Origin of the sequence: Capnocytophaga gingivalis ATCC 33624, assembly GCF_000174755.1 — a bacterium.
Classification (GTDB): domain Bacteria; phylum Bacteroidota; class Bacteroidia; order Flavobacteriales; family Flavobacteriaceae; genus Capnocytophaga; species Capnocytophaga gingivalis.
Genome location: NZ_ACLQ01000024.1, coordinates 1 through 14,772 on the forward strand (window position 1 = coordinate 1; position 14,772 = coordinate 14,772).

Here is a 14,772-nt window from a genome sequence, read left to right on the forward strand (position 1 = left end):
TACAATAACTATAGCTCCTAATACTCCTGATGGTACTTATACCTATGAGTATACTATCTGTAGAGTAAGTGCCCCTGGTGATTGTAAGACAGCTAAAGCAATTATTGAGCTCCATCCAGCACTTGAGGCTAATGATGATGACTACTCAGCACATCCTGTCAATCCAGCACAACAGCCTATAGTAGTGGGCAATGTGTTAGACAATGATACTCTTGCAGGAGCTAAGATAACCGATCCTACTAAGGTAGCTATTACTTTGGTAGACAATGACGGTCTTAGTGGGGTAAGTTTTGCTCCTAACGGCGAGATTACAGTACCTCAGGGAGCTAACGAAGGTACCTATAGAGTAAGGTATAACCTATGTATGGCTCAACAGCTATTTGTATGTGATGATGCTGTGGTAACCATAGTAATAACCAAGAACAAACCGCTAACCATATACAATGGAGTTTCTTCCAATAGTGATGGTAAGAATGACGGCTTCACAATAGAAGGTATTGAGGCTTATCCTAAGAATACCTTAAAGATATTCAATCGATGGGGAGTCTTGGTATACCAGAAGGAAGGCTATACCAATTCGGATCCATTCACAGGTTATTCTAACGGACGCTCTACAGTAGAGCAAGGTAAGCGACTCCCACAAGGTACTTACTATTATATCTTAGAGTACCAAGATAGCGTAGGTCAAACTCATAACCACAATGGCTGGCTATACCTTAAGAAGGAATAATAACATAAAATAATTTAAAAAAGAAGAGGTATCCCTCCCGTGGGATACCTCTTCTTTTTGCCTAAAGCAGAGTAATAATCGCTAATATGTCGAAAATCATTAACTTATAGAGCTTGAATTTTTAAGAAAAATACATATTAATAGTGGATAACTTTTTAGAATAAAAAGTTAAAAAACTATTGTATAGGTCAATAAATTATACTACCTTTGTCATCTTAAAAAAATGAAAAAAATCTATAATAAAATGGAAATAAAAAAAGAGATTATTTCGAGTGTAAAATCCTTATTTACAGTTGCTTTCTTTTTATTTTTTATAGGATCATATGCACAAACGTGTGATGAAAATGTACTAAAAGGGTTGGAAAACACCCATATTTATTACTATAAAGAGGTAACCAAAGGTAGTAATGCTTCTTTCTTCATTAAAAATCCTCTGAAAGGTACTACCTATTCATTTATAGATAAGGCAACAGGTGTGGCTTATAGCAAGCTCTATACAGGAGTGCCTGAGGAACTCACTATCGAAATTCCAGTAGGAAAGGTAGATGAAATCCGTAGATTTTATCTAAAAGCTGAAAATGGAGCTTGTACATTATCTAAGCCTAATCATTTTAATTTTGAAAAATCTATCCTTCCTGATAAAGGAACTACCCCTAAACTATCTTTCAGTGTAGAGGAAGAATGGTGTACCAATGCTGGTGCGATACATATTAATATAGTCAATGGTAGTACAAGTGATTATAAGTTTTATGCAAAGAAAGGTAACGGGGCTTTTGTAGAGTTAAGTCAGCCTGATTATACCAGTCTTTCAGCAGGGAACTATACAATAAAAGCCGTACACAAGACTACTAATAGAGAGCTAACAGCATATCCAATTTATCTTAAAAATGAAGTAAAACCTGTAAAGTTTTCTCTTAAAGCTATACCTGATGCTTGTTCAGGTAGGCAGGTTATTTATGTAGATACTACCAAGGATGAAAATGGGAGAAATGTGACCAATACGGCTCCTTTATTCTTTACTTTGTATGATAAGAATAATGCAATTGTACGTTCTGCACAGCTATCGCCTATCTTCAGTAATCTCTCTCCAGATGAGTATAGTGTAAGGGTGAATGACAATTGTGGTACAGGTACAGGGGGGAATGCACTTACTCGTCCGATAAATCTCTCGGCAACCCTTTCTGCGCTTAATATAGAAAAAATCCTATATTTTACAGCAAAAGCAGGGTGTCCCTATATGAAAGAGATAAATATAGGTTTTGCTGCTAAAAATATAGAAAATATTATAAAGGCGAATACGCTTACTTATCCTATAGAGTTTGATTTGCAAATAGAATCTCCTACAGGTAGAATATATCCTATTCATATAAGCGCTAATAACAAAGAAGAGTTTACAGAGTACTTTTGGGGAGACGGAGATCAGTTGAAACTTATCTCACAAAAAGTAATACAGAATAAAATTCCTGCTGAAGCAGGTAAGTGGAAAGTAAAGGGAACATATACCCTTTGTGGGAGAGTACACAACTTGAATGAAAAAGAGTCGGATACAGTATATTTGCCTCTTGACCAAGTATATATAATGGATTCTAACCTACCCAATGCCACAGGTTGTAGAACTAAAAGGATGATGCTATCAGCTAATGATCAAGCTCTTCTACGCAATTACTATGTGATATTGGAGGAAGCTCCTGCAGGGTTTGATTATGAGGCTGCAGGTTTTTATAAGATAAATTCTACTAATCCCCTATTACAAAATAAATGGGTGAAGTTTTTTCCTGATACAAGTTCACAAACATTGCTTAACCCTGAATTTATTACAGAAGGTTTTACTTATAAGTTTAAGATTGTAGACGAGTGTAGTGGAAAAACCAGAGAGTTAACGCGTCCTGGATACAAATCAACTGCTAATCTGGAGGTTGATTACAAAGTATATGCTAGTTGTACGGATAATAACGGAAATCCTGATCCTACGGCTCTATGGAAGAATGTAATATTCCAAAAAAGAACTTACACAAGCTCTCTTTCTAAGGTAGAGATTCTTTCTTATACAAGGAATAGTGCTTATCCAGATTACAAATCCTTGGTGCCTGTAACATTACCTTTTACTCTTACAGATGCTTATAAAACAGGACAAGAGAGATGGGAGATTAAGCTCCCTCCTGGAGATTATAAAGTACGCTATACAGATGCTTGTAATCTTACAGAAGAGCAGAAAATAGAAGTCAGAGGTACTGACAATACAGAACTAAAATGGGAAGAACAACAGTGCCAAACCACAGTTTCTATTATAAGAAATACAGCAGCTTATGCTCCTTCAGGGATTGTATACATCATAGAAATATATAATCCTAAGGAACAGGTATGGGAACCACTAAAAACACCAGGGGAAAGTAAGACTGTTCTTACTCTGGACAATTCTAATAACCATAGATTTACTTTCTTTCAGGGGGGTAAACTTAGGGTGATACGTGCAATCTCTCGTGATGGTGGGGCTACAATTGATTGTCCGAGAGTGGTAGAAGAACGAGAAATAACCAGAGGAGAAATGAGAGTTCCTACCATAACTCGTTTGGATTGTTCAGCAGTCGGGGGCGCTCAGAAATATCACATTGTCATTACTCCACAAGGGGGTACTCCTCCTTATTCCTACGTTTTGAAATCAAAAGAAGAGGATCAAATAGTCGGAGGGGTTACCAGCAAAGTAACCACGGTGATTGATAAAGTTAATGGAAATAATAATTTCTTTATCAATATAGATGAGACAAATGCATCAGCACGGTACAAATTTATTGTGAAGGATGCTTGTAATGTTGAGAAGAGTATTGATGAGACCCTTTCTAATATTCAGCCTTTTAAGATAGAGAAAAATCAGCAGTTTTACTGCTTGAATGCTAAGGGGATACTTTCTCTTCCTAAAATAGAAGGGCTTACTTATGCGTGGTATAGAAAGGATAATCCTGCTAATATATTGAGCACTTCTAACCAGTTGGTGATAGAACATCTTACCCAAGATGATTTAGATAAAGAGTTTGCTGTAAAACTTACTCTTACCAATGTAACAGATCCACTAGTTAAGAACTGTATAGAGTCCAATCTTAGTGGGATGGATAGTATTCGCTTTAATGCTGTACCTACAATCTCACAAAGCTATCAAGCACCTACTCCTCATGATATGGAGGTTTGTATAGTGCCGAACTCTAATGTAACAGAATATGATGTGAATCAACTATTTAGCAATGTTCCCACTACTCCTCAGACTGGTGTTTATACTGAGATAGTGGACAAAGCAGGGTTGATTTCAGTAAGTAAAGAGGGAAAAATAAATCTTGATGCAACTCATATAGGGAAACATACTTTTATTTATAGAATAAAAACAGACTGTGGTGTACTCAAAGAAGCAGAGGCAACTCTGGATGTCTGTGCCTATTCAACTTTTGGTGATTTCAAGATTGAAGTATGTGCTCCTACCCTTACTTTTGATGAATTACAGAAGTTAGGCCAAAAGGCATATCCAGATTGGTTTATATTGGCCAAACCTGAGCAATACCTTTTTGAATGGTATGCTACAGAGAGTGATGCAAGAAATAGAATGAATAAGCTCACAGCAACTTCTGTAACACTTAGCGAAGGAGAAACCAAACAATATTACCTAAGAATAAGAATCAACAATGAGAAGAGTTGTTTCACTCCTGTTCCTTCTTCGTATAAGCTAACACGTATAGCAACAGGGGCAAAGCCTAATAAAACTGTTACTTTGTGTAAAGGCGCTACTGTAGGAGAACTTAAGCAAAATATTGATAAAAATAATAAGGAAAAAATAGTCATATACAATGGAAGTCAAAAACTTACAGATGACTATGTACTCCAAGTAGGCACGCCCTATACTTATACTTATTTAGTAGGAACTTGTGAAACTGCCCCTGCTAACATAACACTTACTTTGTCAGAACGTTCAGTTGCTGCTATTGAAACTTTTGTGACTTGTGACTATGAGAGGGATTGGAGAGGACTTGGTGTACCTTACAAAAAGGTAGAAGATTATCTCAAAGGAAAGTATGGTGCAACTACAGTAGTAAAAGTATATAGCGAAGGAATTCAAGGAACTTTGAATGGTAATACTTTAATGTATTTAGGATCTGAGAAATATACGTTTACAGTAGAAGCTATGGGTAAATGTGTTTCTAATCAATACCCTATAAGAGTATATGCTGATACATCTCTTGCTAATTTTACGGTAGCTCAAAAAACACAGGTTCTATGTTCCGGCACTAACCAAACCATAGCCTCTTTGCAACCGCAAGGCACTAACATTGTATGGTATGCTACAGCTACCGCTACAACACCTTTGGCAAGCACTACCCCATTAGTAGCGGGTACCACTTATTATGTAGCGCAGAAAAATGGAACTTGTGAGAGCGATAGAGTAGCCGTGGCAGTAATACAAGGCGCTTCGGGGAATGAAACACTTGTTTTCTCTACACCTTTCTCTAAAACACTCAAATGTGTGCCATCTGGTCAGTTGCGTTTTCAAGTGCAAAATGCTGTTGCTGGACAAAGCTATGTAGTAGAACTTACAGAGGTACCTGCGGGCTATACAGGATCGCGCACCTTTACCATTACCAAAGACAATAAGGAAGGCAATGTTCCTTTTGTATGGCTTACCCAAAATAATATACCTAAGGGAACTTATAAAGCAAGACTCATAAAATGTGGTGTCTCACAAGAAATAGAGCAAACAATTACTGAATTAACAAGTAATTTCCCTATACGCGATAACTTCGATGCAGGACCTTATCTTGATATCAATGATTGTAATTATGCCAATTTGAGAAACTCTCAGGCTCGTGCGGGAGGTATCGACATCAATGCGTATTTCCAAAACGAAGCGATTGCTAAGCAGTTCTTTGAATATACAGCCGTGTCTCCACAAGATATGACCGACAAAGGCTGGACTAACGCATCTCAAATTCCTGATAGCTATTGGCGTGAAGTGTATTCATTGCCAGCGGGTATCACCAGCAGTCAGCCTAAAGTGATTTATTACGATTTAGCTGCCTTTGGTAGAAACTATGCCGATTTGGCTATTGCTAATAAAAAACCTAAATTCTACTTCCGCATCAAAGGACAACCTTCTTGTGGGGTATCAGCGCCTATCGAATTTGGCGATACGCGTATGCTTACAATGAAGATGGCTTACGGCGGTAGTTGTACTGCGCCTACGATTAAGATTTCGTTAGACAGAACCGTGATAGTTTGTAAACCTATTACTTACCAGGTGAAAAATGAGGCAGGACAAGTGGTAGCTTCAGGTAGTACCAATGTTGCAAATGCTATTATTGATATTACAACGCTCAATGGTAATCCTATCAATCCTAATGAGAAATACAGTGTAACGGTGAAAGCTTCAGCCCCCGATACACAATCGGTAACCACAATAGCACGCAGTTTCAATCAGGCGAAAGTTGCCTATAGACCCGATGGGCAATATGCAGAGATAAAGAGATGTTTCGGTCACCCCGAAAGAACAGAGATGTATATACAAGGCTTCTTGCGTGATGAAAATGGAGTGTTGTTGTCGCTCAAAGGCTATAAAGTAACCTTGGAGAGTGCTCCAGCAGGCTATGTCAATGAGCCTAACAAACTGAAAGTGGGCGAAAGCTATACCATCACAAGAGATGCGAGCTCCTACAATCTGCTTTCTACTCTTAATGTACAAAATGCGGCGGGCTTCTCGTCTCTCCCTGAGGGCGATTACAAAATCAAGATCGAAGACCCTTGCGGACAAACATACTATGTAGAAAATGGCAGACGAAAAAAAGCAAATATACTAACAATCGAACACCCTCAGTACAGTGAAAAACCACTTACTCCTGAAAAAGAAGTTGCTTGTACGGGAGTGAAGGTATATCCTTTCAAAGGGAATACAGCACAAGATTGGTTGAAGAAAAACAACCAAAATCAGAACTTGTATGTATGGTTAGTGAAAATACCTACAGGTGTAAATGCTGCCGATATTTCTACTACCCCTCAACAACCAGGTACTTATGCAGGTAATACCTACCAAAGAGCTATCTATAGCAGCGATAACGCCGCTACTTTAGACACTTATTTCACTTTGCCTCGCAATGAAAATTCTACAGGGGTGTATACCTTTGCCTACGCCGAAGATGAAAGAGAAATCTATAACTATATAGCTAACTCTCCTACGGCTTGTGTACGCACCTTTACAATTAGTGTAGATGACGTATTACTGAATATAGACCGTTCTACTTATGTAGGCTACAAATGTGAAGGAAGTACTGGTAAAATAGAAGTGAAAGCAGTGAATGGTATCAACGATACTAATAACTATACTTATGAGCTTTATGCTACCAAAACAGGTACGCCTATTGAGACTAAAACCGCTGCTAAAGGAACGACTGTAACCTTTACCAACTTAGGTACTTTCTCAGCTGGACAAAATACACGTTGGTTAAAACTCACTGACGCTTCTTGTCCTACTCAATCGATGTGGCGTGAATTGCCAATTGATATTTTAGAAAAACCAACAGTGGGCCAAACGTATACTTTCTGTCAGGGTGCTAAGATCTCAGATCTGAAAACTCAGGTAGATACCAATACCAACCTTGTCAAAGTATATAAGAATAATACATTGGTAACAGATGATAATGAGCTACTTACTTCTACAGATACGTATACAGTAAGTCGCTTCAGTACTAGTTGTGAGACAGATAAGGTGGGAGTAACAGTATCGCTTACTCAACTGGCAAAACCTATAGTGACTACAGAGGCTGCTACTTGTACTGCCCCAAGCAAAGCGAAGATTACCAACTACCAAGCAGGTCTTACCTATTGGGAAGGGGGCACACAGCTTACGGTAGCTGCCGATGGAGTGATTACCACTCCACTTATAGCAGGAAATCATACAGTTACAGCCAAGAATGCAGCCGGTTGTGCCTCTGTGGCTTCGGATGCTTTCACTGTTATCGCTCAGCTACCATTGCCTACCGCTTCGGATGTGTTCTCGATAACAGAACAACCTCAGGATGGAGTGACTTGTCAAGGCACAAATTATACCCTTACTTCCAAAGTGGAATTGAAGGCGCCTTATACGGGAAATATTACCTATCAATGGGAGTTTTCCACTAATAATGGGGGAAGTTGGTCACTTCTTGGTGCTCAAGGAACACTTACCAGTGGAGGTACAGCAACAATAGTTCACAGTATATCATCTGGAAATACAAATAAGTATAGGGTAAAATATACTTACCAAGTGCCTTCTTGTGGTAATACAGTGAGTGTTTTGTCCGATATAGCGACCTTATCAATCAGAACACTCTGGATTAGTGCACACCCTCAGGCAAGCACTTCCTATTGTAAAGGGGCAACACCAACGGCTCTTTCTGTAAGTACCAATGGGACAGATACAGGTATTACTTACCAATGGTATAAGAATACTTCTAATAGCCCTTCAGGAGCAACCCTTATAATAGGGGCTACACAGCAAACTTATACTCCAGCTACCGATACTGTGGGAACTACTTACTATTTCGTAGAGGTAAAAGGACAAGGCTGTCAACGAGCTGAAAGGAGTGCCCTTGCTCAAGTAAAGGTGATACAAACTCAGGATCCAACAGTCACAGAAAAGTCTGCTGCCAACTGTGCTGCTGTAAGTGTAGCTCAGGTAAGCAATCATGTTGCTGGAACTGTTTATACCATTACTGACAGCATAGGAACTACTGTACCTGGTGCTTCTGTGGCAGCTGATGGAACTATCAATGGTCTTACCTCTGCAGGTACCTATAAGATAAAAGCGACTAAGGATGGTTGTTCTTCATCAGAGGTGAGCTTCACCATCACAGCTCAAGTGGCTACTCCATCGTCTCCTACAGTAACTAATCTTACTGAGTGCCCAACTCTGGCAAGTACTCAGTTTGATATGGCTACTTTGGTAACAGTTTCTGCTGGTCATACGCTCAAGTGGTACGATGCTGCCAGTGGAGGAACAGCTTTGGCAGCTTCTCCGAAGGTAGAGCGCCAAGTAACTGTGAAAACAGTTACGACTAAGTATGTAAGCCAAGAGAAGGATGGCTGTGAGAGTGCTCGTGTAGCGGTAACCTATACAGTAGATGATATTGTGGATCCATCGCTTACTGCGGATGATATAGTACTGGATTGTACAGCGGCCAACTTTGATACTTTGGTAACTACTTGGCTTACAACAACAGCTGCGACAGCTACAGATACATGTACAACCCCAGTGGTAACGAACAACTATAGCAAGCCTACAGACTTGTGTGGAGCAGGGGAGATAGAAGTGACCTTTACGGCTAAGGATAGCTTTGGCAATCAAACACAGAAGAAGGCGAAAATCCGCTTTATCGTCGCCAAGGATGATGACTATACAGCAACTCCAGTGACGCCAAGCGCTACAGAACAAGTAGTGAAAGATGGCAGTGGTACTCCATACAATGTATTGAATAATGATAAGCTGTATGGTAATGGAGCTACTACAAGCAATGTAACGATAAGCGAGGTTACGCCTAATGCGAATGTGAAGATAGATACTACAACTGGTCAGGTGAAGGTACAATCGAACACTCCAGTGGGTACTTATACAGTAACTTATCGTATTTGTGATAAGAATACTCCAACAGCTTGCTCTAATGTAGCGACAGTGACGGTGAAGGTCGTACCTGCTACTCCAACCATTGAGGCTAAAGATGATCCAGATACGAATATACCTCGTACAGGAGGAAGTATAGATATCTTAAGTAATGATAAGCTCAATGGAGGTCCAGTAACCAAGGATAATGTCCATATTACAATTGAAGATAATGGAGGACTTACCACAGTTATGATTGATCCAACTACGGGCAAGTTGGTTGTACCGAACAACTCAACACCAGGTACTTATACGGTAACCTATAAGATTTGTGACAAGGCAAATCCAACGGTTTGTGATACCGCTAAGGTGAAGATTATCATAGCCCCAGGAACAATTCATAATATAGAAGCGGTGGATGATGGAGTATGGGAAGTAGGTACTCAGGGCGAGTTCCTTACCCCAAGTGTTCTGAACAACGATCGTATAGGTAGCAAAACAGACTTGAATGCTTCAGATGTGCTTATCGAGAGGACACAAGGTCAGCCAGCACCAGATAGCCACTTGGTAATGAATGATGATGGTCGTATTACAGTAAAATCAGGAATAGCAATAGGTACTTATATCTATTACTATACGATTATCGACAGGGCAAATAATAACCAGACTTCGAGTGCGAAAGCGATTATCAAAGTGGTAAGCTTTGTAGCGCAACAGGACGAGTATAGTCTGACCAATACCAAGGATAGGGAGCAGAAGACTCCAAGTGTGATCACCAATGATGAGATGGATGGTAAGAAGCCACCAGTGATAGGTACGGATGTTACCTTGACTCCAGGGACTCCAAGTCACCCTAACTTGCATATGAATCCTGATGGAACGATAACCATTGCGCCTAATACACCGGATGGGGTTTATACTTATGACTATACGATATGTAGGGTAAGCAATCCAACAGATTGTAAGACAACTCAAGCGATTATCAACCTACATTCTTCATTGGTAGCTAATGATGATGATTATTCAGCACATCCAGTGAATGTAATACATCAGTCAATAGTAGTAGGTAATGTATTGGATAATGATACTCTTGGAGGAACTCCTATAACGGATCCAACTAAGGTAACTATTACCTTGATAGATAATGATGGTCTTAGTGGTGTAAGCTTTGCATCTAATGGAGAGATTACTATACCTCAAGGAGCTAATGTGGGCACTTATAGGGTAAGGTATAACCTATGTATGGCACAGCAGCTATCTGTCTGTGATGATGCAGTGGTAACTATAGTGATAACTAAGGACAAACCTCTAATCATATACAATGGAATTTCTACTAATGAGGATGGTAAGAATGATGGCTTCAGAATAGAAGGTATTGAGAATTATCGAAAGAATACCTTGAAGATATTCAACCGATGGGGAGTTTTGGTATACCAGAAGGAAGGCTATACCAATGCAGATCCGTTCACAGGATATTCTAACGGACGCTCTACGATAGAGAGTGGTAAGAAGCTACCACAAGGTACTTACTACTATATCTTAGAGTACGAAAATAGCAATAACCAGACTCAGACTAAGAGTGGTTGGTTGTATCTCAAAAGAGACTAAAAGTACTAAATAGATCAGATGAGGTATCCTACAAAAGGATACCTCATCTCATTTCTTTATAGGGGGTGTTTCTTAATAAAACAAGGAAACTAAGGGTATGATTTTAAAATATTGTCAAATAAACTCGTGTAATTAAACAAATATTAACACTTAATTTTAACGCAATAAAAGTTATGAACAATTTTCATTTTTTTGTGGATAAGTGAGAAAAAAACAATAATTTTGCACCGAGTCATTTTGTCAATGAGCAAAAGTATATATACAGAATAATATTTGTTATACTCATTTGCAAATCAGGTATATATAGGTCAGTACACTCAGTGTATGAGCTATAATATACATCACTTTGCAAGGCGGTATAGGCGCAATTATAAAAAAACAGCAAAAAAATTATGGGGATAGAATTCGATAATCTGACATTTGATCTTCCAAAGAATGCGGAAAACCTAATCAAAGTAATTGGTGTAGGTGGCGGCGGTGGCAATGCCGTAAACTACATGTATAAGCAAAATATCAAAGGGGTCGACTATATCATATGCAATACGGATCGACAAGCACTTGATAAGAGCCCCATAGTGAACAAAATCCACTTAGGGATTGAACTGACTGAGGGACTCGGTGCAGGATCCAATCCTGAAGTAGGAGAACAGTCTGCCATGGAAAGTATCGAGGAGATAAAAGCTATGTTGGGTACCAATACCAAAATGGCTTTCATCACTGCAGGTATGGGCGGCGGTACTGGAACAGGAGCAGCGCCTATTATCGCTAAGATTTGCCGAGATATGGGGATACTCACTGTAGGTATCGTAACCAGTCCTTTTAAGTTCGAAGGGGAAATCCGCTTAGCTCAAGCGCAAAAAGGAATCGAAAATCTCCGCAAACAGCTGGATTCTCTCATTGTTATTAATAATAACAAACTCAGAGATACTTATGGCAACTTGGGAATAAAGACTGGTTTTGCTAAGGCCGATGAGGTGCTTACCATTGCAGCCAAAGGAATTGCCGAGGTGATCACCAAGGATTTCGAAGTGAATATTGACCTAAGGGACGCACACACAGTGCTCTCCAATAGTGGTACTGCTATCATGGGTACAGGTTACGGAACAGGTGACAATCGTGCTATGGATGCTGTAAAAAGTGCCTTAGAATCTCCTTTGCTCAATGATAATAGAATCACCGGTGCTAAGAATGTCCTTCTGCTTATCCTCTATGGAAAAGAGGAGATCACCATGGACGAAGTGGCTGAAATCAATGAGTATATCCAGAAGGAGGCAGGTAACAGTCAGGAATTGGCTGCCGGTTACAAGACTAATATTATCATGGGTATGGGCGAAGAAGAAGCCCTCGAGGACAAGGTTATGGTTACAGTCGTAGCCACTGGTTTCTCTACCGAACAACAACATGAGATTATTGATGTAGAACCTAAGAAAATAGTCCATTCCTTGGATGAAAATACACCTTTTGTTCAGGAATTGGATACTACTTCTTCTTTTACCGATATTTCTTTTGAAAATTCTCTAAAGAGAAAGCAACAAGATCAGAGTGAAAGTGTGCCTTCCTTTACTACACCTCAGGCTACAGTCTCTCAGCCTATTAGAAGTGAAGTAGGGATCACTCTCCATGCTCCTGAAAAAAAAACTAATTCTATAACTATTGATGACTCTCTATATAGAGTGCCTGTGCAGTATGAGGTAGTAGAGCGCTTTGTTGCAGCTCCTCAGGAAGAGTTTGTAATATATCAAGAAAAAAAAACAACTCCTAAGCCTCAGCCAGTACAACCTTTGCAGGTAGAAAGAGAGGTAATCGTAATGGAACCTCAACGCCCTCAGGCATCTGTTACAAAACAAAAAGCAGTAATGTCAGCTATGGCAGAAGAGGATGCCAAGATAGTACACAATCTCAATGATTATCTGGAGGTGGAAGAAATGCTTATTCACGCTCATTCTCCACAGCCAGAGGAAAAAATCGATGAGGAGTTCAGAGCCGAAATACGTGTGAAAGAAACTACTTCACCTAAGGAGCAGCCTAAGGAAGAAAACCAAAATGCTTACCTCGCAGCTCTGAAAGAAAATGCGGCTAACAGAAGAACAACTTTCAAGAATATGAGCCATCAGTTCTCTAATCAGAATAATTACAGATTGGAGGATTTGGAGAATACCCCTGCATATATGAGGAAAAATGTTGATATTTCGTCCTCTTCTCAGGCTTCTGCCGTCTCACGTAGTACAATTAGCTTAGACTCTAACAATGTAACTCAGATTCGTGAGAACAATAGCTTCTTACATGACAATGTAGATTAATGTTATAAAAGTTAAATTTCAGTATCAGACAAAAAACAGTTAATGCAAATTAGCTGTTTTTTGTTACAATAACTATTACAATGCAAAAACCAAGCATACCCAAAGGAACGCGTGACTTCTCTCCTTCGGAGGTGGCCAAGCGCAATTATATTGTACAAACAATCCGAAAGAATTTCGAACAATTTGGATTCCAACCTATAGAGACTCCTTGTTTTGAAAAAACAGAAACGCTTATGGGCAAATATGGAGAGGAAGGAGATCGATTGATTTTTAGAATTTTAGATGCAGGAGATTTCCTCTCAGAAGTCCCTGCCGAGGTATATCAGTCAGCCAATAGTGCTAAGCTGGCGCCTTATATAAGTGGAAAGGCGCTCCGTTATGATCTTACGGTGCCTTTTGCTCGCTATGTAGTACAGCATCAGAATGAGATAAGTTTCCCTTTCAAGCGTTATCAGATTCAGCCCGTATGGCGTGCAGATCGCCCTCAGAAAGGGCGCTATCGTGAGTTCTATCAGTGCGATGCCGATGTGGTAGGCGCAAGGGGGCTTTGGCAGGAAGTGGAGTTCGTACAGCTCTATGATAGGGTCTTTACCGACCTACAAGTAAAAGGGGTTACTATCAAGATGAACCACCGAAAGATTCTCTCTGGCTTTGCTGAAATTATTGGGGCTCCAGATAAGTTGATTGACTTTACAGTAGCCTTGGACAAGCTCGATAAGATAGGCAAGGAGAAAGTCGAAGAGGAAATGATCCAAAGAGGAATTACCCCTGAGGCTATTGCCAAGATACAGCCTGTATTCTCTCTTGAGGGGGATTTCTCTCAGAAAATAGCACAGCTCAAGGACATCCTTTCTACTTCTCCTACAGGGCTGGAGGGAATTGCTGACTTAGAGTTTATCTATACTCAGACTCAGCTATTGGGTTTACAAACGGCTGCTCTGGAGTTGGAGGTAACACTTGCTCGCGGTCTGAACTATTATACTGGGGCTATTTTCGAGGTAGCCGCACCCAAAGAGGTTGCTTTAGGATCTATAGGCGGTGGGGGGCGCTATGACGAACTCACTGAGATATTCGGCCTTAAGGGCATGAGTGGGATAGGTATTTCTTTTGGTTTGGATAGGATATACCTTGTCTTAGAACAATTGGATTTGTTCCCCAAGACTTTGGATAATACGCTCGATGTGCTCTGTATCAACTTTGGAGAAAAAGAGGCGTTGGCGTCTTTCAAGGTAATACAACAATTACGAGCAAAAGGTTATAGAGCAGAACTCTATCCGGAATCTACTAAGCTTAAGAAACAATTGTCCTATGCCGATAGTAGGCAAGTAAGGTATGTGATACTTATAGGCGAAGAGGAACTAAGCAATGCAACGGCTGTACTGAAGAATATGCTTACAGGCGAACAAAATACCTATCCTTTGCAAGAGATAGTCAATCATATATAATATGCCAATATAAATGTAAAAGAGGCTGTCCCTATATGGGATAGCCTCTATTTTTATATTTTGATAAGTATCAAATTTCCATTC

General features: G+C 39.8%; 4 protein-coding genes. All 4 read left to right on the forward strand.

The genetic code is table 11. The annotated features are described in order from the left end of the window. Positions 1 to 730 (forward strand): T9SS type B sorting domain-containing protein (locus CAPGI0001_RS09690; protein WP_002669515.1); only part of this gene is annotated, 730 nt, incomplete at its 5' end. A 223-nt stretch (positions 731 to 953) separates the two neighbouring features. Continuing rightward, positions 954 to 10,943: a T9SS C-terminal target domain-containing protein gene (locus CAPGI0001_RS09695; RefSeq protein ID WP_002669425.1), complete on the forward strand. Its 9,990-nt coding sequence runs from the start codon at positions 954 to 956 to the stop codon at positions 10,941 to 10,943. A gap of 392 nt (positions 10,944 to 11,335) precedes the next feature. Continuing rightward, positions 11,336 to 13,243 (forward strand): cell division protein FtsZ, encoded by a 1,908-nt coding sequence (gene ftsZ, locus CAPGI0001_RS09700; RefSeq protein ID WP_002669429.1) that lies wholly within the window; start codon positions 11,336 to 11,338, stop codon positions 13,241 to 13,243. 74 nt (positions 13,244 to 13,317) lie between these two features. Further along, entirely contained in the window at positions 13,318 to 14,688 is a 1,371-nt protein-coding gene (gene hisS / locus CAPGI0001_RS09705) for a histidine--tRNA ligase (RefSeq protein ID WP_040360209.1), read from the forward strand. Positions 14,689 to 14,772 lie beyond the last annotated feature (84 nt).